The 24,414-nt window shown below is 45.4% G+C and carries 28 protein-coding genes; 10 read left to right on the top strand and 18 right to left on the bottom strand.

The genetic code is table 11. The features are described 5' to 3' along the window. Positions 1–426 precede the first annotated feature (426 nt). Positions 427–834, top strand: a complete 408-nt coding sequence (locus tag ABD734_RS00625; protein WP_344700685.1) for a DUF2614 family zinc ribbon-containing protein — start codon at positions 427–429, stop codon at positions 832–834. A 25-nt stretch (positions 835–859) separates the two neighbouring features. Here the strand turns inward: ABD734_RS00625 and perR are convergent, their stop codons facing one another. The 3 genes from perR to bcp all read right to left on the bottom strand — a co-directional run bounded on the left by perR (position 860) and on the right by bcp (position 2,776). Then, entirely contained in the window at positions 860–1,300 is a 441-nt protein-coding gene (perR, locus tag ABD734_RS00620; protein WP_344700684.1) for a peroxide-responsive transcriptional repressor PerR, read from the bottom strand. An 81-nt stretch (positions 1,301–1,381) separates the two neighbouring features. Next, entirely contained in the window at positions 1,382–2,326 is a 945-nt protein-coding gene (locus ABD734_RS00615) for a D-2-hydroxyacid dehydrogenase (RefSeq protein ID WP_344700683.1), read from the bottom strand. Beyond that, a complete protein-coding gene (gene bcp, locus ABD734_RS00610) occupies positions 2,327–2,776 on the bottom strand; it encodes a thioredoxin-dependent thiol peroxidase (protein ID WP_344700682.1) in 450 nt (149 codons plus the stop codon). A 139-nt stretch (positions 2,777–2,915) separates the two neighbouring features. Between bcp and ABD734_RS00605 the strand changes: the two genes are divergently transcribed. Next, positions 2,916–4,208 carry a glutamate-1-semialdehyde 2,1-aminomutase gene (locus ABD734_RS00605; protein ID WP_344700681.1) on the top strand — a complete coding sequence of 431 codons (1,293 nt, stop codon included), beginning with the start codon at positions 2,916–2,918 and terminating at the stop codon, positions 4,206–4,208. Positions 4,209–4,219: 11 nt separating this feature from the next. After that, positions 4,220–5,332, top strand: a complete 1,113-nt coding sequence (locus ABD734_RS00600; RefSeq protein WP_344700680.1) for an FUSC family protein — start codon at positions 4,220–4,222, stop codon at positions 5,330–5,332. Between the two features lie 31 nt (positions 5,333–5,363). Here the strand turns inward: ABD734_RS00600 and ABD734_RS00595 are convergent, their stop codons facing one another. From ABD734_RS00595 to mutY, 4 genes are all read right to left on the bottom strand, one after another. After that, positions 5,364–5,975, bottom strand: a complete 612-nt coding sequence (locus ABD734_RS00595) for a DNA-3-methyladenine glycosylase (protein ID WP_344700679.1) — start codon at positions 5,973–5,975, stop codon at positions 5,364–5,366. 15 nt (positions 5,976–5,990) lie between these two features. Continuing rightward, positions 5,991–7,727 (bottom strand): ABC transporter ATP-binding protein, encoded by a 1,737-nt coding sequence (locus tag ABD734_RS00590; RefSeq protein WP_344700678.1) that lies wholly within the window; start codon positions 7,725–7,727, stop codon positions 5,991–5,993. Between the two features lie 56 nt (positions 7,728–7,783). Next, on the bottom strand, positions 7,784–8,329 hold the full coding sequence (gene ntdP / locus ABD734_RS00585; protein WP_344700677.1) for a nucleoside tri-diphosphate phosphatase: 546 nt from the start codon (positions 8,327–8,329) through the stop codon (positions 7,784–7,786). Positions 8,330–8,391: 62 nt separating this feature from the next. Further along, a complete protein-coding gene (gene mutY, locus ABD734_RS00580) occupies positions 8,392–9,420 on the bottom strand; it encodes an A/G-specific adenine glycosylase (RefSeq protein WP_344700676.1) in 1,029 nt (342 codons plus the stop codon). 49 nt (positions 9,421–9,469) lie between these two features. Between mutY and ABD734_RS00575 the strand changes: the two genes are divergently transcribed. Next, positions 9,470–10,447, top strand: coding sequence for a metal-dependent hydrolase (locus ABD734_RS00575; RefSeq protein ID WP_344700675.1), 978 nt, complete (start codon positions 9,470–9,472; stop codon positions 10,445–10,447). A gap of 24 nt (positions 10,448–10,471) precedes the next feature. Here the strand turns inward: ABD734_RS00575 and ABD734_RS00570 are convergent, their stop codons facing one another. The 8 genes from ABD734_RS00570 to ABD734_RS00535 all read right to left on the bottom strand — a co-directional run bounded on the left by ABD734_RS00570 (position 10,472) and on the right by ABD734_RS00535 (position 16,108). Next, positions 10,472–11,230 (bottom strand): hypothetical protein, encoded by a 759-nt coding sequence (locus ABD734_RS00570; RefSeq protein ID WP_344700674.1) that lies wholly within the window; start codon positions 11,228–11,230, stop codon positions 10,472–10,474. A gap of 10 nt (positions 11,231–11,240) precedes the next feature. Further along, complete coding sequence (locus ABD734_RS00565) at positions 11,241–12,731, bottom strand: hypothetical protein (protein ID WP_344700673.1); 1,491 nt, start codon at positions 12,729–12,731, stop codon at positions 11,241–11,243. Positions 12,732–12,735: 4 nt separating this feature from the next. Further along, entirely contained in the window at positions 12,736–13,056 is a 321-nt protein-coding gene (locus ABD734_RS00560; protein WP_380572190.1) for a YfhH family protein, read from the bottom strand. Further along, positions 13,025–13,819 (bottom strand): RecX family transcriptional regulator, encoded by a 795-nt coding sequence (locus tag ABD734_RS00555; RefSeq protein WP_344700671.1) that lies wholly within the window; start codon positions 13,817–13,819, stop codon positions 13,025–13,027. The genes ABD734_RS00560 and ABD734_RS00555 overlap by 32 nt, the downstream gene beginning before the upstream one ends. A gap of 10 nt (positions 13,820–13,829) precedes the next feature. Then, a complete protein-coding gene (locus ABD734_RS00550) occupies positions 13,830–14,339 on the bottom strand; it encodes an acyl-CoA thioesterase (protein ID WP_344700670.1) in 510 nt (169 codons plus the stop codon). A gap of 98 nt (positions 14,340–14,437) precedes the next feature. Next, positions 14,438–14,593, bottom strand: coding sequence for a hypothetical protein (locus ABD734_RS00545; RefSeq protein WP_344700669.1), 156 nt, complete (start codon positions 14,591–14,593; stop codon positions 14,438–14,440). A gap of 71 nt (positions 14,594–14,664) precedes the next feature. Beyond that, positions 14,665–15,897, bottom strand: a complete 1,233-nt coding sequence (locus tag ABD734_RS00540) for an aminopeptidase (RefSeq protein ID WP_344700668.1) — start codon at positions 15,895–15,897, stop codon at positions 14,665–14,667. Between the two features lie 13 nt (positions 15,898–15,910). Then, positions 15,911–16,108, bottom strand: a complete 198-nt coding sequence (locus tag ABD734_RS00535; protein ID WP_344700667.1) for a DUF1128 family protein — start codon at positions 16,106–16,108, stop codon at positions 15,911–15,913. A gap of 153 nt (positions 16,109–16,261) precedes the next feature. On the opposite strand from ABD734_RS00535, the gene ABD734_RS00530 reads away from it, so the two are divergent. Genes ABD734_RS00530 through ABD734_RS00520 form a run of 3 tightly spaced genes read left to right on the top strand, consistent with a single transcriptional unit; the run spans position 16,262 to position 18,227 of the window. Beyond that, positions 16,262–16,582: a YtxH domain-containing protein gene (locus ABD734_RS00530; RefSeq protein WP_344700666.1), complete on the top strand. Its 321-nt coding sequence runs from the start codon at positions 16,262–16,264 to the stop codon at positions 16,580–16,582. Between the two features lie 57 nt (positions 16,583–16,639). Further along, a complete protein-coding gene (locus tag ABD734_RS00525) occupies positions 16,640–17,683 on the top strand; it encodes a YihY/virulence factor BrkB family protein (protein WP_344700665.1) in 1,044 nt (347 codons plus the stop codon). Next, entirely contained in the window at positions 17,667–18,227 is a 561-nt protein-coding gene (locus ABD734_RS00520) for a beta-class carbonic anhydrase (RefSeq protein WP_344700664.1), read from the top strand. Before ABD734_RS00525 ends, ABD734_RS00520 begins: the two co-directional genes overlap by 17 nt. A gap of 69 nt (positions 18,228–18,296) precedes the next feature. Here the strand turns inward: ABD734_RS00520 and map are convergent, their stop codons facing one another. Next, on the bottom strand, positions 18,297–19,052 hold the full coding sequence (gene map, locus ABD734_RS00515; RefSeq protein WP_344700663.1) for a type I methionyl aminopeptidase: 756 nt from the start codon (positions 19,050–19,052) through the stop codon (positions 18,297–18,299). Here map and ABD734_RS00510 point away from each other — a divergent pair. Then, a complete protein-coding gene (locus ABD734_RS00510) occupies positions 19,020–20,105 on the top strand; it encodes an FUSC family protein (protein ID WP_425568261.1) in 1,086 nt (361 codons plus the stop codon). The genes map and ABD734_RS00510 overlap by 33 nt on opposite strands. On the opposite strand, the gene dinB is transcribed toward ABD734_RS00510, so the two are convergent. Next, on the bottom strand, positions 20,102–21,169 hold the full coding sequence (dinB, locus tag ABD734_RS00505) for a DNA polymerase IV (RefSeq protein ID WP_344700661.1): 1,068 nt from the start codon (positions 21,167–21,169) through the stop codon (positions 20,102–20,104). The genes ABD734_RS00510 and dinB overlap by 4 nt on opposite strands. A 57-nt stretch (positions 21,170–21,226) precedes the next feature. Next, complete coding sequence (locus ABD734_RS00500; protein WP_344700660.1) at positions 21,227–21,799, bottom strand: DUF3267 domain-containing protein; 573 nt, start codon at positions 21,797–21,799, stop codon at positions 21,227–21,229. Between the two features lie 87 nt (positions 21,800–21,886). On the opposite strand from ABD734_RS00500, the gene ABD734_RS00495 reads away from it, so the two are divergent. After that, positions 21,887–22,927, top strand: a complete 1,041-nt coding sequence (locus ABD734_RS00495; protein WP_344700659.1) for an NAD(P)/FAD-dependent oxidoreductase — start codon at positions 21,887–21,889, stop codon at positions 22,925–22,927. Between the two features lie 63 nt (positions 22,928–22,990). Beyond that, the gene (locus ABD734_RS00490; RefSeq protein ID WP_344700658.1) at positions 22,991–24,367 is read left to right on the top strand and encodes a hypothetical protein; all 1,377 of its coding nucleotides are present in this window, start codon (positions 22,991–22,993) and stop codon (positions 24,365–24,367) included. The last annotated feature ends 47 nt before the right edge of the window (positions 24,368–24,414 follow it).

Below are 24,414 nucleotides of genomic sequence, written 5' to 3'. Positions count from 1 at the left end.
AAACTCTCCATAATTGGAGTGCTCTGACTCGTTGCGGTTTTACTTGTCGCCCAAGTTGAATGGTAAAACCATCCAGTTTTATTGGAATTAACGTTGACATATTGTCATTCAGTTTTCAATGTTCTCTTCGTTAGTTGTTTCGAACTGACTTTTACAATGTTACATCATAACTTTGAAATAATCAACGGTAAGTTTTACACTTTCGATTATTTTTTTGAAATTAATGTTTTATTGCTTCAGCGCTTTGTTCGACGCCTTTCAAATCAGCGACTTTTATATCATAGCAATTTACGCAATTGGTGTCAACGCTTTTCAAAAACTTTTTTAAATCTTTTTTTACTCACAACTTGTTCACCAAATGCTAAATATTAGATTATCATAAAAGGCTCAAGTTGTATATAATGAATTTCAGAGGTGAATAAGTATATGAAGAAACAGGGCAATAAAATCTTAAGGATAAGAGGCTATGCTTTGGCCTTGATATTCATAGGTATGATTATCATGTATGCTGGGGTGTTCTTCAGAACCATACCTTGGCTCTTTAGCATATTCCTCTTTGTAGGACTGCTGCCGATTCTCTTAAGTTTTGCGATCTACTTCTGGGTTGGTATGATAAGTACACGCGCGCTCACAGTTCAATGTCCGAATTGCGAAAAGCATACGAAGATACTTGGGCATGTGGACTTCTGCCAGCACTGCAAAGAACCGCTGACAGTAGATAAGGAACTTGAAGGCGAAGATTTCAGCCTCGACTATAACGTCCCCCACCGTAGGGAAAAGGCAATTGAAGAGAAGAAGCAGGACGGAAACATGCAAAAAGACGAGCAGGCGTAAGCCAGCTCGTCTTTTTGCATTTCATCTATGCTTCCCTGCATTCCGGGCAAGTGCCGTATATTTCGAGCCTATGGTGGCTCACATCATAAGATGTGACCGACCCTGCCAGATGTTCGACCTCTTCAAGGCCCGGATAATGGAAATCAGTGATCTTCCCGCATTCACTGCAGATGATGTGGTAATGCGTATCCGTAATGAAATCAAATCTGCTTGACGAGTCCCCATAGGTAAGTTCTTTGACAAGCCCTGTTTCCTTGAACAGTTTCAAGTTGTTATATATGGTTGCAACGCTCATATTGGGATATTCATTCGACAGTGCTTTGAAAATATCATCAGCAGTCGGGTGATCTTCGGTTTCGATCATATACTTGAGCACTGATTTCCTTTGAGGCGTTATCCTGACGCCAGTCTCTTTCAGCGCATTGATCGACTCGGTAAACCGATCCTGGGCATCCATCATTTTCATATTGATACCTTCCTTCTATAACTGACTACTATAATAAGATTATTGTACTTGGTTTGGAAATTGTTTGTCAAATCACGTGGATCAATACCCTCTATCCGGATCTATTATGTTTTTCATGGAATCGAAATCATCCATATATTGAAGGTTATGCATGAATATTTCAAAGCCGCGCTCCAAATACCCTGATGTCTTGGAAGAGGCATGGGGGGTGATCGTAAGATTGTCGAACGTATAGAATTCATGGTTTTCCGGCAGCGGTTCTTCATTGAAGACATCAAGTATCATATGCCTGATCATGCCATTTTCAAGGACTGCCGTTATCGTTTCGTCAGTCATGATGTCACCACGCCCGATATTGACGAATACCGCGGATCCTTTCATTTCTTTGAAGAAATCCAAATCGAGCATATACTTTGTATCGGGTGTGCTTGGCAGTATATTGATCACTATATCAGCAGCACCTATTTCCGCAGTCAAATCTTTAATGGCATGGACGGTCTGAAACCCTTCTGCCTCGTGGCCTGTAGTATTGTACCCTGTCGTCTCCAGACCGAAGGCTCCAAGTACAGAAGCGAGGTGGCTCCCAATGCTGCCGGTGCCGAGGATATGCACAGATTTACCGTATATCTCCTCTGTTTTGGCATTCTTTCTCCAATGGCGTTGCGCCTGGTCTTCTTTCAATTGATGGAAACCTTTGTGGAAATCAAGCAGCAGACCAATCGTATATTCAGTCATTTGAATTTTGTGGATGCCTCTTGCATTCGTTATATGGACATGTTCCAGTTCCCCAAGCGGGAGGTCATCGAGCCCTGCGCTCATAACCATCATCCATTTCAAATTTTTGAAGGCTTCAACATCATCAGAAGTGAAGTCAGAGCCGTAGGTGACGAAGATGTCACACCACGCTTTATCATCATCGGTCACTTCTTTAGATTTCCGGTAGATGTATGTCATATCGGGATGCGCTTCCTCTATGGCTTCGACCATGTCCGGTTTCAGGTGCACTGTGGATAGGATATGTTTCATCTAATGCACCCCTTCCATGTATGCTTTAAGTTCATCCATATGCGACTTCGCGTTGACGTCATCCCACCGCTTCAGGATGTTGCCTTCTCCATCAACAATGAATGTCGTACGTGCGATACCCATGAATTCCCTGCCGAAGGCCTTCTTCTTCCTATACACTCCAAGAGCCTCAGACAAGGCGAACCCTTCATCGACCAGCAGATCGAAATTCAAATTGTTTTTCTCGATGAAATTCTGATGCTTCCTTTTTGAATCGCCGCTTACACCATATACTTTGACTCCGAGTTCATTCAGGCGCTCCATATTGTCCCTGAGGTCACACGCCTGTGTCGTACATCCCGGCGTATTGTCTTTTGGGTAGAAATAAATGACTGTCCTCTCCCTGAGGTGTTCATTGGTGATGCGTTCGCCATCTTGATTCTCAAGTTCGAACTGAGGAAATTTTTCCATCTGTAGTCCTCCTAAAGGTTTCTTACTCCTGATGATACCTAAATTTCCCTTTACGCTCAATAGATGTTACTTCTTAAATAAGCCTCCGGTATGTGGTAGAATACTGATTGTAAAAAAAGATGCTAAAGGATGAAGTAATATGTACTCTCATAAGAAATCAGAAGCACTCCGTGCCGAAGCGGAAAATGTGATCCTAGGTGGCGTCAACTCGCCCTCCCGCTCATATAAAGCGGTTGGAGACAGAGCGCCTGTCGTCATGGATCGAGGCGAAGGTGCCTACTTCTATGATGTTGACGGCAACCGTTATATCGACTATCTCGGCGCCTACGGCCCGATCATCACTGGGCATGCACACCCGAGGATTCATGAGGCGATAGCCGAACAGAGCAGCAAAGGAATATTATATGGTGCCCCGACGACCCTTGAAATAGACTTCGGTAAAAAGATTAAAGAAGCCATTCCTTCATTAGAGCGTGTACGTTTCGTGAACTCAGGTACAGAAGCTGTCATGACGACGATCCGTATTGCGCGGGCATATACAGGACGCAATAAAATACTTAAATTCGAAGGCTGCTACCACGGCCACTCAGACCTCGTCCTCGTCGCTGCCGGAAGCGGACCAGCGCAGCTCGGCACACCAGACTCTGCCGGGGTGCCTAAAGGGGTTGCAGAAGATGTCATCACCGTACCATTCAACAATCTCGATGACTTCAAGACGGCCATCTCCCATTTCAAGGATGAAATCGCAGCCGTACTGGTTGAACCTATCGTAGGCAACTTCGGCATCGTCGAACCCGAGGATGGTTTCCTTGAGGCGATAAATGAGATCTCCCATGATAATGGTTCACTCGTCATATATGACGAAGTCATCACGGCTTTCAGATTCATGTTCGGTGGGGCCCAAAATCTGCTTGATGTCGAGCCTGACCTTACTGCTTTAGGCAAAATCATCGGCGGTGGCACTCCAATCGGAGCCTACGGTGGCCGCAAGGATATAATGGAAAGCGTGGCACCTCTTGGGCCTGCCTACCAGGCTGGTACCATGGCTGGAAATCCACTAAGTATGGCAGCCGGTTTAGCCTGTCTTGAAATCCTTGAGCAGCCTGGGGTATACGAGACACTCGACAACCTTGGAGAGAAGCTTGAAGATGGCTTGGTTGACCTGATAGATAAGTATGACATCACAGCGACGATCAATCGACTCAAAGGTGCATTGACCATTTACTTTACAGAAGAGTCGGTAACTGATTACACTATGGCTGAGGCCAGTGACGGCGAAGAATTCGCCAAGTTCTTCAATGGCCTGATAAATCGCGGAATCAATATTGCACCTTCCAAATATGAAGCGTGGTTCCTGACTACTGAGCATACTGAAGCAGATATTGAAGAGACCCTTGCAATTGTAGAGGACGTTTTCAAAAATGACTTTTAGGAGATGCTGCCATGCGATTTGGCGCTAGAGTTTTCAAGACGGGCATTACTGTTGTCCTAACACTGATGATTACGAATTTCCTCGACTTCCAGCCTTCATTGATTGCTGCAATTGCTGCTGTCTTCGCACTGCAACCGAACGTCCACAGATCCGTGATGCGGACGTGGGACCAGTTCCAGGGCAACTTACTCGGCGCAATCGCTGCAATCATCATGGTGCTCCTGTTCGGCAACAACATCATCGTGATCGGACTGACTGTGATTCTCGTTCTCGCAGTGTTGCTGTTTTTCAATCTGCAGAGTGTGTCTGCGCTCGCCGTGGTCACGATGATTGCCATCATGGATGCCCCGACCGTAATCGAGTCCTCCACTTCACTCGACTTTCTTGAAGCGGCAGGAACCCGATTCTCCTTAGTGATGATTGGTGTCCTATCATCACTTCTAGTCAACCTGCTGTTCATACCTCCAAGATACGAGACGAAAATGTACCACAACTGTTTCAATATAACGAGCGACATCTTCAAATGGCTCCGTCTCGAACTCAATGCGGTAAGTGAATACCAGATCGTCAAAAAAGACATTGAATCTTTACGTACAAGAGTCGTTACACTCGAAACGATGTATTTGTGGTACCGCGAGGAAAAAAGTTATCTCAAGCGTAATCGTTTCGCATCCGCCAGGCGTAAAATCCTGTTCAGGCACCTCATTTCATCGACCCGGAGAGCCTTTGAACTACTGCGAAAACTCAACCGATATGAAAATGACTACAATCATCTGGATGATGATTTCAGATTGCGTATCAAGTACGAGATGGATCAGCTGATGGCCTACCACGAACAGATATTCATGAAATTCACTGAAAAGATCCGTCCGGAAGCTGAGTTTGAGATATACGATACGGAGGAACGCTCCCAAAAAACCATGATGGATGATTTCGTCAAGCTCTATCAGGAAGCTGAAACAGAAGACGACAAAATCCAGTATGAGAATATTCTGGAATTCATCTCATCACTGCATGAGTATTCCAACTCTCTTGATCGCCTTGACCGACTCACATCCAGCTTCTTCAAATTCCATTCTGATAAAAATAAAATAAACATCCAAGATGAAACTTTGGATATATAAAAAGCTCAGGTGCTTAAGCACCTGAGCTTTTTCATTTCCATCCGTTGTTGTCCAGAGGTTTACCGCGGAATCTGCTGACATGAGGATTCCCTTTAACTATGAAGCGGTACAGATAATCCGTCGCTTCAGCCTTATTATCAATACCAATGCGTTTGGTCGCCTCTATCTCTCTCGGCGTCCTGCCTTCCCTCAAAGTCAATATACCGTTGTTCAGTTCCATGCCGTTATGGAGTTCCCGTCTGATGCCGAGGGATTTCGTCAATTTACCCGGACCATCAGTCAATCCTTTCTCGCGCCCCCGCCTGTCAATCATCGTCTCGATGCCGTGATTCGGTTCTATCCCCCGGATCAGGACACCTTCTGGGTGTTCGCGCTCCTTCGTCAGGATATTCATGCAGTGGTGCCCATGCATGGTATAGACATAGATATGACCGAAATCATTGAACATCATTTCATTCTTTTTAGTCATCTTGCCCCCGAATGTATGCGCCGCGCGATCGTTGAGCCCGAGGTAGGCTTCGGTTTCAGTGATGAAACCGCTTGTCTCCACCCCATCTATATGAGTGATCACTTCTACACCAAGGAGCTGCTTTGCTGCATTTAATGTATCTTCTCCAAGAAAGCTGATATCAATTACAGCCATTAGACTTCACCCCTTTTATAGGTTTTGGATGCTGTAGAGATTGTAATAGTCCCCTTGCTTTTTCATCAGTTCCGCATGTGATCCGGATTCCCTGATCTGGCCATCCGCCATCACGAATATGCGGTCAGCATGCGTAATCGTTGAAAGCCTATGTGCCACGATGATCGTCGTCCGATTTTGTGACAGTTCCAGCAATGTATCCTGGATAATACTTTCACTTTCGAGGTCCAGGGCACTGGTAGCTTCATCAAGAATCAGAATAGGTGGATTTTTAAGGAAAACCCGAGCAATGGCAATGCGTTGCTTCTGTCCGCCGGATAATTTGACGCCCCGTTCTCCGACTTCCGTGTCATAGCCTTCCGGGAGTTCCATAATGAACTCATGGGCGTTTGCCCTTGCTGTCGCTTCAAGCATCTCTTCTTCAGTTGCATCAGGCTTTGCCAACATTATATTTTCCCTTATGCTGTCGGAGAACAGAATGTTGTCCTGCATGACGAGCCCCACATTATTACGCAGGGATTCAATCGTGTAGTCCCTTATATCGGTATTGTCGATCGTCACTTTACCGGCAGTCACATCGTAGAACCTCGGAATCAGTGTAACCAGGGTGGATTTACCTCCTCCACTCATACCTACAAATGCAACAGTTTCCCCGCTTCCAACACGGAAATTGATATGTTTCAACGTGTCCGTATCTTCTCCGTTATAGTCAAAACCAACATCTTTGAATTCGATGTTGCCATCAGTATGTTCAAGCTGTCTGGCACCTGGACGATCTTTGACATCATATTCTTCATCAAAGAGATGGAAGACACGATCCATCGAGGCGATGCTCTGCGTCAATGTTGTAGATGAAGAAACGAGTCTTCTGAGCGGACCGTACAAACGATCCAGATATGCAATGAATGCAGCAAGTGTCCCGACAGTGAGATTACCCTGGATGACCTGATAAGCCCCATATCCTACGACAAGAAGCGGTCCGATATCTGTGACCGTGTTGACGACGGAGAAGCTTCTCGCCGTCCATTTTGCGTGGTTTGTCGCCTTGCTCAGAAAGTTGTTATTGTGCTTATTGAAATGTCCGGCTTCATTTTTTTCAACTGCAAAACTCTTTATTACATTGATTCCCTGTATGCGCTCGTGAAGAAAACCCTGTACTTCAGCTAGCGCCTGGGAACGCTCTCGCGTAAGATTCCTCAGTTTACCGAAGAAATACCACACCCCGAATATATAGAGCGGGAAGATGATTATCGACACCAGCGTCAGTTCGCCGTTCATGGAAAACATGATCGCAAGGGCAATCAAAATCGTCACCAGATCGAGCCAGATGTTCATCAAACCTGTCATGATGAAGCTTTTAGTCTGCTCCACATCATTGATGACCCGGGAGATGATTTCACCAACTTTACTGTTGGAGTAGAATTTGGCGCTCAACATCTGGAGGTGGCCATACATTTTCTTTCTGATGTCGTAGAGGACCTTATTGCTTGTCCATTGGGCGAGGTATTGCCTGAAATATTCAACAGGTGGCCTGATGATGATGAATATGAATGCAAAGATCAAGAGCACCTGGATCAGCATATCGATTCTCTCATCTGTGCCCAGACCCTCTGGCATGATGATATCATCGATGGTGTATCTGATCAGCAATGGCAGGAGAAGCGGAATCCCGAATTTGAGCACGCCGATGAGTATCGTCAATATGATCAGCCATTTATACGGTTTGACAAATTGCATATAGCGTCTTATCACAGAAAAACTTCCTTTTCCTACATAAAAAACAACCAACTTTTTAAGTTGATTGATTTTTAGTATGATTTAAAATCATTGTTGAACCTGCCCTGCCACACCTTTATGAAATCTGGTGCAAACGGGCCTTTCTTCTTTTCGATCCAGTGTTGGAGCACATCGACATTGTGCCTTAGTATCCTATCAATATCTTCTGGATAATTCATCCTGTTTTTGTGTAGACGATATTCGTCTTCATCAAGCAGATGGTACTTGCCGTCCGGGTACACTTTGATATCCAGATCATAATCGATATATTTCAGTGCCTCTCCATCATAAAGGTAGGGGGATGAAATATTGCAGTAATAATAGACCCCGTCTTCTCTGAACATGCAGATGACATTGAACCAATACTCTGCATGAAAGTAGACGATCGCAGGTTCCCGGGTCACCCAGGTGCGGCCGTCACTCTCTGTGACGAGCGTACGGTTGTTGCCGCCGATCACCACATGATCGCTTCCCTTTAGGATGGTCGTCTCAGACCATACCCGGTGGATGTTGCCGTCATGCTTATAGCTCTGAATCTTTACCTTGCTGCCTTCCTCCGGTATGGATTCCAGACTCATATTCCACACCACCTTTAAAATTATACTATTGTATTATAGCATACGCAGAGTCAGGTATATAGTCATCCGCCCATGTCTTCAAACAAGTGGTACAGCTTCTGCATCGCCCTGCTCATCGGCAGGGCACCGACATCTTCAAGTTTTATGAAATCTTGGTGGGAATCGCGTGTATACAGAATGTACCCTTCCATGAACCATTTCTTATGGGTGAAGACATGCGACACGCTTCCTATATGTTCTCCCTTATGGTGGACTTCGATGCCCAGCTCCTCCTCGATCGTTTCAAGTGACGTGTCCACATCAAACCGCGGCAGTTCATACATGCCCTGCAGCAATGTGCCATCCTGCTTCTGAAGCAGGATCTCATTTTTACCATTCAGGATGAAATATACGTTATAATAGTACTCACTCTTCTTCTTCGCCTTTTTCTTGACCGGCAGTTCGGAAACCTTATTTTCATGGTATGCTTCGCAATGTTGCCTGACAGGGCACATGATGCATTTCGGGGCCCTCGGTGTACATATCGTTGCACCAAGTTCCATAAGGGCCTGGTTGAAGTCACCGGCTTCCAGAGGAATCAATCTCTCAACCTTTTCCTTGACCGCTTTTTGAACGGAAGGCTTGGTCATATCGCGATCATCTGCATCAAGACGTGACATTACGCGGAGGACATTGCCGTCCACTGCTGCTATAAGATGATTGAACGCAATACTTTGGACTGCCCCCCCTATATAGGGGCCTACGCCCCTCAGCTTAAAGAACGCTTCAGGATCGTCCGGTACAACCGAACCGTAATGTTCTTTCACTTCCTTGACTGCTGTCTGGAAGTTTCTGATCCGATTGTAGTAGCCCAGACCTTCCCAGTCCTTCAGGAGCGCCTCTTCATCAGCTGTAGCCAAGCTGTCTATATCAGGATATTTTGTTATAAATTTCTCAAAGTAGGGTATAGCAGTAATGACTTGCGTCTGTTGCAGCATGACCTCACTTAGCCATATCTTATATGGATCCCGTGTCTTCCTCCACGGGAGCGGCCTTCGATTCAAGTGATACCAGGCAAGCAGATTATGGCTGAATTCTGAAGTTTTTAGCATAGATACATTCCTCCAACTTAATTACATTATTCGAATGGGGAGATTTCACATGGATACTTTGACGCATACATTGATGGGCGGCACTATCGTCGGGCTCGCCGCAATCGATCCGACAATAGAACCTCTCTCGATCGGGTTCGCCTCTGTAGTAGTAGGTGCTTCCCTGATACCGGATATAGATACTGTGATGAAGATGAAGAACAATGCGGTATACATCACCCACCATCGTGGTATTACCCACTCCCTCCCCTTCACTTTTTTCATATGGCCAGTCCTCCTGACGGCCTTAAGCGTATTGCTGTTCGATCTGCCTGCGCTCAACATGTACCTCTGGATACAGTTCGCCGTGTTCCTACATGTTTTCGTTGATATATTCAACTCCTATGGCACACAGGCCCTACGACCCATCACTCATACTTGGATCCAATTGAGCGTCATCAATACAATCGATATCCCGATCATCATCATGCATGTGCTCTTTTTCATATTATGGTATTTTGGAATGTCACCTGTGACACTTTTCATTGTTCTTTACCTAGTTATGTTCATCTATTATGTCACCCGCTTCTTCATACAATCATACTTGAAAAGGCAGGTGGAGCATCTGTTGCCGAATGAATACATCAAACGTGTATTCTGCATGCCGACCATCCGCTTCTTTGAATGGCGTATAGTTACTGTAGCACAATCCTCCTATTATGTCGGTCGGAGTTTCCGCGGTCAGATCCTCTTTTACGACCGCTTCACCAAAAGTCCACCTATCGAAGAGGAACGGTTCAACAGGATCAAACAGGATAAGAATTTCAAAGCTTTCACCTTCTTCTCATCCATCTACACTTACGAGGTGACAGACATTTCGGAAGACATCGTCGAGATACGCTATATTGACTTGAGATACTTGAAAGAGGGTCATTACCCGTTCGTCTGTATCATGCATGTCAATCGTCATACGAACGAGGTTGAACATAGCTACACAGGTTGGGTATTTTCAGAGAGCAAGCTTCAGAAGAAACTCGCAGAAAACTGATGCATCAACTAATAAAGCGACCGGTCATTGACCTGGTCGCTTTATTTTGAATTGATACATGTTGATTTTGATTTTACTGTAGTATTCGAACATCCACAGGTACAGGAATATCAATTGCACAATGAGCAATATGTCATGCGGCAACCTATTGATGTTCCAGGGGACCTGCACTGCGTTCGTCTGCAATCCGTTGATGACATAGTAGAACGGATTTAAACTCAACAGGCTTGAAATCCATGGTTCAAGCTGTTCAGGCCTGTAAAGTATGGGAACTGATATCACAAGGACGATGAAGACGAATACATCGACTGTACGTCGTTTTTTAATTTTAGCCGATAGATAGAGCATTGTAAAAGGCAAGGTCAATAGCACGCCCAAAATCAGATAATACAGGAGTGTAAAAATGTTGATGAGCCAGTCTTCTATGACAAGTGCGGTAAAGGCACTATAGAGTACTATAAACATCAAAAAGACGAAAGTCTGGAATATGATTGATGGCACTATTCTCATATACATCGGAATGTAGCTCATCTTGAGGACTGAGTCCTTGTAATAGAAGGCATTCTCGTTAAGGACCACCATCCCGAACAACCATACTGCACTCATTATACCAACAAGTGTATAAAGATATTCTATAACTGTATTTTTATCCATGATCGCCATGGCTATCAGCAGAAATCCGAGCCCGCCGGCATATATGAATAGGGGAGTGAGTGTGTGGGTCGAAAAAATGGAGGTCTGTCTGTATATCTGACGGATGAGATATTTTGTTTTGTGGTTCATGGCAGCCCTCCTAGCGGTTGATGTATAACCATGTTTCGTTCGATGCATCCAAGATCATATAACCTTCCGGCAAGTGGAATATCGCATCTTCTTCCGTAATACCGAATTCCTTATACATCTTTTCGATGTTTTCGGCTGGGAAAGATACCGAGAGTACTACGTCATCCTTTATATGATAAGTGATGGGGACACCGAGGCGCGCATATCTGTCTGTCTGCTCGGTAATCGTATCCACTTCATCATTAAGTAACGACACTCCTCCATTCAGGAACTTTTTATAAAAAAGATAACTACCTCCGAATGTGTCGGCTGTATATGGAAGGAGTTCTACTAAAGTTGTTTCAGGGTAGAGGCTTGCCGGGTTGAAGTACAGAATGGATGAGGCATCCACTTCGACATCCAATCCATCCTCCACGATTCTATAATCGCCTTCACTATCGCTCGATATTTCCAGAAGATACATGTATGGAATGGACTCTCCTTCAAGTTCCAAATCCGGATCGGTATTGATGCCGTAGGCGAATCGCTCTGACTCTTCAGCCTCTGGCAATGCCGCGGGCTCCTCAGTCGCAGATCGGCTGTCTGTAAATGAAATGTCCATGAAAATGATTATGCTGGACATGAACATGACGAACAGCAAGACCACGGAGATGATGATTTTCTGCACGTTGAACTGGTCGATCAGACCGCTTTGGTTCCGGCTCATCCTCTTGAGTCCGTGTTCATAACGCCCATAATCCTCAATATTGCGTTTCCATTCTATATCAAATTGGGCTTCTTCATCCATATTCTTTATCTGGCTCTTCTTCTTTTCATAAGCGTTATATTCAAGGACACCTTCCCGCACACTGCCGTCATACCTGATCTGGCCATAGCTGAGCCACAGGAAATAGTTCGCAAGCGTCTGAATCGGTTCAATATCACTCTCAAGTAGCAGCACACCTTTTTCAGCCGATTCAAGGGCATTGATCGTCTCTTTGAATACTTCTTTATCTTGCTTATGGAGATGGTGGTACATATTGCAGTAGACTACAATATCGGTATTGGCCTGTTTTGAGATTTCAAGAAGCACAAGCGCCAGTTCACGCCTTGTGAGATTGTTTACCGTATTATATTGATGCTTCCTGAAGAGTGGCAGTTCCAAAAGACGTTCCTGTGCCTTTTGGACTTCTTCTACACCCATGAACTCCTCAAGCAGCTCCCGCGTGAAGATCTCCAAAGGATGCGGATTGTCCACATGATCCAGCACATCGAGGCTCAGCATTGAGCTTGCGGTTTTGACCTTGCCCTCTTTCAGGTCAAGTGTACCATTGACCACTTCCTTCAGATAATGGAGTGTCCTGTAGTCGGACAGTATGCCCAAAACTTCTCCTTTATACAGATGGAAGGTCACATCCTTCAAGATGAGGCCTTCAGATCTGCCAAGCATGCGGTCTATGAACTTAGATGCTTCCTTGGCATATGTAAGCTCAAGGGCCCTGAACAGAATGATGTTTTCCATCAGATCATCCTTTCTTCGGCAATTGCAGCATGCTTACCGGAATACCCGTCTCTTTTTCATCGCCTCCGATAAAGAATCCCCATGCGAAGATCCCCTTGATGTACTCCACTTTAAAGTAATGGTCCTCATTACTGATTATTTTGTATATCTTCCCGTTTTCTATCAAGGATAGATCGACGAAATAGCTCTCTGCTATCAGGACTTGCCGCTCGTTGACGCGGTATTCATTTTCAATCCCCATCATTTCCGCTTTCCTCATCGCTTCACGTTTTTCTGCGATATAGGTCTCCAGTTCACGTCTCGTCATTGTGTTCAAAGGTTTCATCATCCAGCCCTCCCAACTTTTCCTGAATTGAATCATATGTGTAGCCTTTTCTCATCATTGCCTGTATAAGCTTCTGCTTCAGGGCGTATCCTGTTTCTTTCTTTTGATAACGCCTCAAGTATTTTTCAAAATCCCGATTAAAATGCACATCTTCATCGTAGTCATCATCGAAATCGATCATGGCCAGATGCTCGCCGGTGTAGCCCTTCTGATATAGTTTTTCAGTGAGTTTCATCTTAAATTGCTGATAGGACCCCTTATGCCGCTTCAACTGTTTATCCTTCAGCCTATTCATCCGTTCCTGATCGATCTGCTCACTGAACTTTTCGACATTCTCACGGATGATGTCTGGTTGGACTTTATGTTTCTTCAATTCCCGTTCCAGAGCATGCGGCCCTTTATCAGTGGTGGCAAGCATTGTATTCTTCAAGGCTTCTGCATAATGGGCATCGTTTAAGTATCCTTCTTCTTCAAGCCGTTTGATGGTCTCATCGATCATTACAGATGCATAGTCTTCGGCCAGATACTTTCTCATTTCATGGATTGTCCTCAACTTGTAGCTGATGTATCCAAGTGCCCTGACATAGGCTGCATCGAACTGGATGGCGGACAGTACCTCGTTATACTCTTCCTCTTCAAGCACCCGTTCGGGTATGAGCCGGTACTTTACTACCGACTCCTCATGTGCCTTAAAGGTGGAGCCGTCATCCATCTGTATGTCATACATGCCCTTCTTGCCACGGGCCACTTTTTTTATCTGCATCTAATCCCTCCTAACCGAGAAGATCTGTTGCAAAGAATTCCCGTAATGCTTTTGAACGATCGCGCCTTCTGCGTCTATGTTCAGCACGTTCTTCCCCTGTCTCATCCAGCCACTTCAACCGCTCGTTATCTGCGATGAGGTCCGGCACGCTGATGGATGAACCTGTCTCGTCCAGGGCGACGAAAGTGAGGAAGCTGAATGCAGCGAGCTTCCTCTCTGTACCGTTCTCAAGCGTGTCCTTCGATACTTTGACAAGTATCTCCATGGAAGATTTTCCGGTATGGGTAACCATTGCCTCGAGCATCACGACATCTCCCAGGTTGATGGGCTCAAGAAAATCGACCGAATCTATTGAAGCGGTCACCACTTTCGATCTCGAGTGTCGTCTTGCTGCGATTGCCGCAACATCATCTATGTATTCCATAAGCCTTCCTCCGTAGAGTGTCTGATGATTGTTCGTGTCCGGCGGCATTACATTCGAAGTCATTACTGTATAGGATTCTGACATTTTTCTTTCCATTATGATTCCCTCCATCCCACATACTACTACAACAGCATATCCCCTACATTAAAAAAGAAGGGATACAATCATCCCTTCCTGTTCTTATAATGCTGAACCTAAAGATCTCTTTCCAAAGCTTCTTCCGGCGTATCAATCACAAGTCCATCTTTAACGGTAAGTGCTTTTGACAGGAAGTGATAAAGGGTCGCAGCAAATCCGAATATGGCGAACATAAAAGCCATAGTTATTAGAAACATCATTCCAAAGCTCATGTGAATCCTCCTCTAATACTTATCCTATTATTTATATTCTACCATATTTTTTCTTCTTTGCATCTACAATTTTAGAAGGCCCAGTTCCCTTTTTCAAATACTTTTTCTTCCTTACCGTCCTCAGTGATGCCGTAGATGTTCAATTCATCAGAACCTATCATGAAGTCGACGTGGCTGATCGAATCGTTCAACCCAGCAGCCTCAAGCTCCTCCCGGGACATGTTCTTGCCGCCTTCGATGCAGAAGGCATAAGCGCTTCCCAGAGCAATGTGGCATGACGCATTTTCATCGAAGAGCGTATTATAGAACAGACGTCCCGTGTTTGATATCGGCGAGTCGTCCGGTACCAGCGCCACTTCTCCGAGGTACCTTGAACCTTCGTCGGTATCAAGCAGATTCTTCAGCACTTCATATCCTTTACCTGCTTCGAAATCAACGACTTTACCATCTTTAAAAGTCAGCTTGAAGTCATCTATCAGATTTCCTCCATAACTGAGCGGCAGTGTATTGGATACATATCCATCTACACGCGTTTTCTCAGGTACGCTGAATACTTCCTCGGTCGGCATATTAGCCATGAAGGTTTCGCCATCTTCATTTTCACTTGAGGCGCCAGCCCACAAGTGCCCTTTCGGGAGTCCGATCGTCAAGTCGGTTCCAGGTGCTTCGTAACGGAGTGCATTATATTTTTTATCATTGAGGTAGTCGACCTTCTCGTGCAAGAGTGCGTCATGCTGCTCCCATGCTTCAACAGGGTCGTCCTGATCCGCGCGTACAGTATAGAGTATCAGATCAAGCAATGCTTCTACCGCATCATCATCACTTTCATCCGGAAATACGAGTCTTGCCCAGTCCAGTGATGGATAGCCAGCAACGCACCAGCTGTGGTAATCGGATTGGATGCGGTTTGAAAAGTCTTTAAATGCTTTACCTGAGGCGATCTGCATCGCTTTTAATTTCTCTGGATCTATATCTTTCAAAAGTTCCGGGGAAGAAGATGTGATGCTCAGGAATCCGGCTTTTTCATCAGAATAGTGCATCCGTTCATCGATGGTCCACTGGTGGATAGTGGCAAGTTCCTCCTTTTCCTGGTGTTTGGCATGGAGTTTTGTAAGCGCATCGTCCGCCAGGCTCACTTTAACTTCCTTTGCTCCTTTTTCATATGCTTTCTCGGTAACCATGCGAATCAGCGGTAAAGCGTCTTGTGCAGATCTTATGAACACGCGCCCGCCTTCTTGGACATTCAGGCCTACATCGACAAGCAGGTCGGCATACTTTTCAAGCTTAGAATTTTTTCCGGTCATTGAAGTCTCTCCTTTATTTCCTGAGTTTTGATAATTCTTCGATTATAGCGGTCTGTTCGATGGCTGTTATCTGATTTCTTGATGTGACCATTTCGTGAATCTCATTGAGCTGTTCAACATTATCATCACTGAAATCCTCAGCATTGAACACCCCTTTGTTCACTACGTTCAGTGAACTCTCTATATCCTTCAACATTTTTTCCTTGTCCATTGGACATTCCCCCATCTTGTAGAATAAATTCATTACAATAATAACAAAGTTGAATTAATAATAAAATTTTTATTCAACTAAGGGATGAATAAAGTTTGAAGGTTGTTTAAAATGGATATAAGCAACTATAAATCAACCAAAAGGAGAATTCACATGAAGAATAAGATGTTGCCAGCAATACTGATCGGTGCTGCCCTAGGTGCAGGACTCAGCCTTATCGACAGGAACACGAGAAATTCGGTGATGAGTGGCACAAAAGATCTCAAATATTATGCCCAAAATCCAGAAGAGGCAAAGCAGAAGATGAACTCCGGCTCCGGCCAATCTTCTAAAATCGATTCACTCAAGGACGAAGTAATGTTCTGGAAAGAAACAGTCGAAGAGATTCGTCGTAACAATCCTGAACTTGAGGAGTCCTTAAAGGATGCCAAAGATACATTCATGAAAAAACGTGATCAGAAGAAGTTGAATTAAAATCGTTGGGCTGACGTCAGTCGGCCCTTTTATTTTAAAAGATAAGGAGTTGAGCATGTGTCAAAACAATCCAATTCTGATTATCTGAATCAAGCTAAACAAGAAGAGAAAGAACAGATAGTGGATAAAAACAAGCATTCCGAAGGTGAAACTTTTGTCGAAGAAGTCGAATTCAAATCAAAATTAAGCAAGAAGCCTGATGAGCGCTTCTATGTTTCTAAAATCAATAAGCCTGCTAAATACAAGGAAAAAGGAAATTTTTTCCAAAACTTGCTATTCCAATTTTCAAAAGACAATACATCCGGTATGGGGGCGCAGCTCGCCTACTACTTCCTGTTGGCGATCTTCCCTTTACTGATCTTCCTGTTGACCCTGGTTCCATTATTCCAGATAGATCAGGAAATGATCACCCAGTTCATCCGGGATTACGCCCCGGCAGACATTTCAAGTATGTTGGAAGGCATCATTTCTGATGTCATGGAGAACTCCAGTGGCGGCTTGCTCTCAGTCGGTTTGATTGTGACGTTATGGTCAGCTTCTAATGGTATGACTGCTCTGATGAATGCCTTCAACGTCGCATATGATGTTGAGGACAACAGAAACTTCCTTATCGCCAAATCATTGTCGATCGTCTTTACAATCATTCTTGCGATTTCTGTTCTTCTTACTTTCGTATTGATTGTATTCGGCGAACAGATCGGTAATCTGATGTTCGGCGTCATAGGACTCGATGATCAGTTCCAGACCATATGGAACCTTGTCAGAAGCCTGCTGCCTGTTCTCTTGGTATTCATCGTGTTCGTCGTCATCTACACGACAGCACCGAATATCAAGTTGCAGATTAAAGCGGTCATTCCAGGCTCAATCTTTACAACCATCGCATTTCTGGTCGCGTCTTGGGGATTCAGTTTCTACATCTCTAACTTCAGCAACTATTCCGCAACATACGGCAGTATCGCTGGTGTAATCGTGCTTATATTATGGCTATACATCACAGGAGTCATCATCATCCTCGGAGCCCAGATCAACGCCATACTGCATAAACGTTCAATGAAAAAGAAACAACAAGAGGAGAATGCAAACAATGAGTCTACTGTATGATCTACTCGACTTCAACAAAGAATTTATAGACAATAAAGAATATCAAGAGTATCTCACAGATAAAACCCCACAGAAAAAGCTGGTACTCATATCATGTATGGATACCCGGCTGACAGAATTGTCGACGAAAGCATTGGGATTGAAGAACGGCGACATCAAGCATATCCAGAATGCCGGCGCCGTCATCTCCCACTCTTACGGCAGTACCATGCGGAGCATACTTGTGGCAGTCTATATGCTCGGCGCGGAGGAAGTGATGGTCATGGGCCATCATGATTGCGGCTTCGGCTCATTGGAACCGGAACCAATGATTGCAAACATGAAAGAGCGCGGCATTCCCGATAATACATTCAATATACTTGAGCATTCCGGCATAGATATTAAAGATTGGCTTAAAGGATTCGACAGCGTAGAGGAAAGCATCACTGAAAGCATCGGAAAAATTAAGAGCCATCCTCTTATGCCTGCTGATGTGCCGGTACACGGCACAGTAATCAGCCCGGACAACGGCAAGGTGGACCTTGTACATGATGGCTATCAATAAGAAAAGGACTGTATTGGAGATTATCCAATACAGTCCTTTTCAATATATAAACATAACATTCCGAGCAGTCTATTCTTCGACCAATGTCAGAAGTTTTGGTCCTTCTTTAGTGACGACGATAGTGTGTTCCTTTTGGGCCACATAGCTTCCATCTTTCGTTTCAAATGCCCAATCATCCTTACCTTCCGAGACGAATGATGCCTTCGAAGATATGAAAGGCTCGACTGCAATGACCATACCTTCCGTCAACAGTTCACTGTTGCCCGGTTCATAGTAGTTCATGATGTGTTTTGGTGCATCGTGCAGGCTTCTACCTACTCCGTGCCCAGTCAGGTTTTTGATGACTGACATGCCATTCTGTCTTGCTACTTTGTGTACCGCCCTGCCGATCTGACTGACTTTCGTGCCGGGTTTGATTTTCTTCAAAGCTTCTTCAAAAGCCATCTCACAGACATCCACTACCTTCTGTTTAAGTGGATCGTCCGACTCGCCTGCTACAAAAGAGATGCCAGTATCTGCAAAATAACCATTCTTCTTTGCCGAAACGTCGATGTTGACGATGTCCCCTTCATTTATGATGCGCTTACCCGGTATGCCGTGCGCCACTTCTTCATTGATGCTGATGCATGTATGGCCGGGGAAATCGTATTCGCTGATCGGCGCGCTTTCTGCACCCATTTCCTTAAGGAGTTCGCCGCCCTTGTCGTCAATCTCCTTCGTTGTCATGCCCGGTGCTGTATAGTCCACAAGCTGCTTCAGCACAGTGCCGCAAATACGGCCTATCTCCTCAAGATGCTGCATTTCTTCTTCTGTTTTAATGATCATTTATCAACCCTACTTACTTTAAAAATATTGTATCCACCAATTATTATAACAAACTCTTCATGCTATACTAGAATTGAAAGACTTAAAATTTTAGAAGGAAGCATGAATATGAGATTTGATATAAGAAAAATAATCGGTCCCCGTATCATCAAGACTGGCCTGTCGACATTTTTGACAGCGCTCATCTGTCTCTGGGTGGGGCTGCCCCCCATATTTGCCGTAATCACTGCCATAGTGACAATAGAACCGACGGCGTATGCTTCATTAAAAAAAGCATATGTCAGATTTCCGGCATCCATCATCGGCGCTTTTATCGCCGTAGCTTCACTCTATGTGCTTGGGGATGGTGCATTCACCTACTCAATAGCAGCCACACTCACCATATTCATCACATACCACCTCAATCTACAGGCCGGGGTGCTTGTAGCTGCAATCACTGCTGTGGCGATGGTGCCTTCAGTTGGTGATGCCTACGTTTATAACTTCACTTCGAGGCTCGCTACAACGACTATAGGATTGGCAACAAGTACACTCATCAACTTTCTGGTACTTCCTCCAAAATATGGTGAGCAGATNTATGAATCCGATAAGAGTGAGCGTGCCTATGCTAAAATCCAAAGCTCCATCCTCAACTCAGAAAAGCTTCTGAAGTATCAGCAAGATGAATACCGCTACCATAAATCCAATCGTGAAGAGATGCGGCTGTTGAACAGCCTGGAGCGTGAACTCCAGTTCAAGAAGCTATACTTCACCCATCTCGGCAACTTGATCTACCTACCCGACAAATTATCCATGGATTTCACACCAGAAGAAAAAAGGGCCATACAGGAAATTACCGCCTATCTCCATCTGGACCTCAGCTCCCTATCGATGACCAATCCTGCAATCCGCTTCCTCAGGAAGGATATCCGAAAACTGGATGATGAAGAGGATTCTTTTAAGATCCATATACTATATGAAATCATCGTCATCTATCAGATGATTGTACAACATCAAAAGGTTGGTCCCAATCCCCGGAAAGTCCAGACCGGGAGCAGGGAGAAAAAAGACTAGAGGAGATCATATATCGTCAGATTGCGGTATGTACGGTCGGATAAGTGTGAAACTGTCACCCCGATGAGCCTTATGGCTTCATCGGGGGATTTCAATTCGTGGTAGAGATTGTAGGCGTAATGGTAAAGTTCTTCTTCAGTGAAGACTGGATTCGTCGTCATCATCTGTCTCGTATGGGTGGCATAGTCCGCCGTCTTCATCTTGACGGTGACCACCCCTCCGGCATACTGCTGAAGCTCGAGCCGGCTGCTTACCTGACTGCATAATGAACCGATCACTTTGAGGATCTCATCATCATCATTTATATCGTAGTTGAAGGTCGTCTCCTTACCGATGGACTTCCGTATCCGCTCGATCTTCAGTTCCGACGTACCGATGCCCCGCGCCTTCTGATGGAGGCTAATGCCTTTTTTCCCGAACTGATTGACGAGATCGGCCTCACTCCATTCATGGAGTTCTTTGCCGTTTCGTATTCCCAGCTCATGCATTTTTGCTTCAGTCACCCGGCCCACTCCCGGAAATTCGCCGATATCCATATTGAACAATACTTCCTGTACATTATCGTAATGGATGACGGTCGTCCCGGCCGGCTTGTTCATACCTGATGCAATCTTCGCGAGATACTTGTTGTAGGATATGCCGCTTGATGACGTCAGTCTGGTCTTTTCGAATATCTTCCGTTGGATTTCAAGTGCTATTGCACGCGCCGGCCGTTGCCGGCCTACGAGGTGTGTAATATCCAGATAAGCCTCATCCAATGAAAGTGGCTCCACAACTTCGGTATATTCGAGGAATATATCCATGATCATTTTAGATACAGCTTTGTAATGATCGAATCTCGGCCGCACATAGATGCCATCCGGACACAGTTTATATGCTTGTTTAGTCGGCATCGCGGAATGCACACCGAACTTCCTCGCCTCATAGCTCGCAGTCGCGACCACACCACGGCTCACCGATTTACCACCGACAATAATCGGCTTTCCCCGGTATGCCGGGTTATCCCTTTGCTCCACCTGTGCATAGAAGGCATCCATATCGATGTGAATGATTCTTCTCTCCATGACATCCACCCATCCAGAAATATTTAAGCCAGTATAACATAAAACGAACAGATGTTCCTAGTTCCTGCCCCCCGGATGACTTCTATACATCGTCATACCGACCTCGGTATCTTCAACAAACTTCATATGATTTTTGCGCATGAGCAGATACACGTAGTAGAAATCACCTGCACATGCTCCGGTGTGGAGGGCAAGAAGATATTTGAAGGCACCGTGTGAAGTGGTCATCATCAGAATCAGCATCAATGTGGTAATGATGATGAAGGGCATCAGGATGATTATGATGAACCGTCCCCTGCTGAAGACCTCCCCTGGTGCCGCAGCATAGAACATCCCGGACTTATAGCCGAAACGCACTCGGCCGGATGGTGCAAATATCTTGAAGAACAGACCATGGATGGCTTCGTGGAAAGTGATGATGGCAAAAAGAAGTGCCATGACAAAAAATACTGCTCCGAACACACCAAGCTGGTCAAAGCCGGCTAAAGCGGAACTCTCTCCACCGGCTGCGAATAGCTCCAGGAGATAAAATACCGCAAATGACAGAATCGTAATCGAGATGGTCATTATATTCAGTACCTTAAGCACCGAGTGATCTTTAAACACATCCAATACATATTTATCTTCCATTGTAGAACTCCTTTCAGATGCACTGTATCATAATACAATCAAATAATGTTAGACTACTATAAAGCATTAGAGACAGGAGTGTATAGAGTGATAGATTTCACCATCATAGGCGGCGGTATCGCCGGCGCCTCCACCGCATACCATCTTGCGAAGAAAGGGTATGCCGTCAGATTGTACGACCGTAACGATACCGGCAAGGCTACAGAGGCCTCTGCCGGCATCATCTGTCCCTGGGTCAGCCAGAGAAGGAACAAAAAATGGTACGCCCTGGTAAGAGAGAGCGCAAAATACTATCCGGAGTTCATCGAAGCACTTAAAGCCGAAACTGGCCTCGACAGTGGTTATAGGCGGGAGGGGTCAATCAGCCTATTCAAGGACGACCATGTACAGGAACTTGCCTTCAAGCGTATTTCGGCCAAACAGGCAGATGCGCCTGAAATGGGGACGGTCCGGAAAGTCTCAAGGGAAGAAGTCGCACAGATGCATCCAGATTTGACCGCCCTCTATCCGGGGGTCCTGGTTGAAGGCGGCGGCCAGGTCAAGGGGGCTGAACTATTGAAAGCCTTGAAAGCCGGCTTCCTTAAATATGGCGGGGAATGGATTAATGCGGATTTTGACCCCTCCCATGCATCAGGCACCCTCATCTATGCAACTGGTGCCTGGGGCATTGAACAGCAGCACGAACCCCATATACGCCACCAGCGCTCTGAAGTACTGCATTTCCGCCTCAAGGATTCGAGCAACAAACAGCCTCGTCCTGTCGTCATGGCACTCGGTCCGATCTATATCGTCGAAATGGGAATCAATCAATATGCGATTGGTACCACCCATGAAGACACTGATAGTTTTTCTGCGGAACCATCAGAAGAAAATCATCGATATCTAAGGGATCTCGCTGAGCGATACTTCCCCGAGTCCACTATAGAAGACATCAAGATGATGGTCGGTCTAAAGCCATATGCGCGTGACTTCCTCCCTTTCATCGGTGCCGTAGATGATAGGACGATAGTGATAAACGGCATGGGCGCAACAGGTCTTACCGCAAGCCCCCTTGTCGGCCGTGAAGTGGCGAATCACCTCACAGGGCAAGACACAGTGCTTGATCTGAACGATTTTTCATACCTATAGGGCTTCACCTGTCCTATAGGTCACTCAGATCGCCTCATATATAATACGAAGGAAGGTGTTGCATTGAATATCCTGCGGAATCCAGGTGTATTGAACAGTTTCTTTTACATATATGGGTCCTTATTCCTTCTGTTCCTGCTTCAATTCTTTACAGGAAGCGAGTTCCTCTCATATACTACGACTGTCTACACGATTGTGGTACTGCTCATCTCATGGGTTTTCGGTTCCAGGCTGTTTAAGATCATCGGCATTCTGTTCATCACTGCCGGTATAGTGCTTTCGTTATCAGCAGGCAACAGCATTGCAGCTGTTGCCTCCCATATCACGGACAACCTGCCCTTATTGTTCTTCTTCAGCATCCTGCCATGGATCGGCACTGTCGTTAAAGTCGGGGGTATGGATTCGAGCATCACGGACATGATCCAGGACAAGGCAGACAGGGTTGAAAAGATCTATGGCAAAAGTATGTTCACTTCATACTTCCTGGCCATCTTCCTCAACATCTCAGCACTCTACATCATCCAAAATGTCTTATGGCGCCTGTTCGAGAATGAAGATGATTCACTCAGGAATACATTCATCATCAAGTCTACATTGCGCGCCTTCGCCCTGGCTGTAATCTGGAGCCCCCTTGAAGTGATTGTAGGCCTCACTGTCGACTCGACAGGCACTTCCTACTTTACACTTTTGCCATGGCTCATCACCGTCTCCCTGCTCGTAGGCCTGATTGAAATGTTCATTGCCACAAAAGAATTTCAAGGCATGACACTTGACGTCCAGTCCCCGGAAATCGACAGCGGGCGACTTATCAGGACACTCTTAAAGATGCTCTTGTTGCTCGTCAGCTTCCTCGGGGCAGTGATGATCCTCAACACTTGGGCCGCCCTCGACTTCATCATGACCATTGCTCTAATCATACTGCCGTTCTCCTTTACGGCCGCGTTCATCATGCGCCGGTTCAAGCTGTTCCTGAAAACGGGGTGGTTGACTTGGAAGGAGCATAATAATCATCTTCAAAATTTTGCCATCCTATTTTTGTCGCTAGGCATATTCGCAGGCGGTTTCAACAGCAGTGCCGCACCTTCTATGATGCAGCAGGTCTTCAGCTATGTCGATCACCTGCTTGTTCTGATCCTTGTGCTCATCATGGTCGTCATCTATGGTCTTGCGATGGTCGGCGTTCACCCAGTGGCGACACTCGCCATTTTAGCAGAGGTACTAGTGCCGGTGTTGACGCCTGAAAATGCATTGAGCATTTCTTTGGTGATGATTGTCTGCGGCATGGGTATATCCCCTGCTGCACCGTATGGCATCAATGCCACCATGACCGCACAGAGTATGGGACTCAACCCCTATAAGATTACTAGAATGAACATTGGATTCTCCATTCGGATGGCATCAATCGGCATTTTGATAGCGATGCTCGCACTCATTTTCTGACCCCCTCACAGTAATGCCATAACTAAAGAAAGCCCGGACACCTCTTG

The organism is Salinicoccus jeotgali, assembly GCF_039538805.1.
Lineage (GTDB): Bacteria > Bacillota > Bacilli > Staphylococcales > Salinicoccaceae > Salinicoccus > Salinicoccus jeotgali.
The sequence above is the reverse complement of the archived record's forward strand: the minus strand, read 5'-3'. Positions and strand labels throughout refer to the sequence as shown.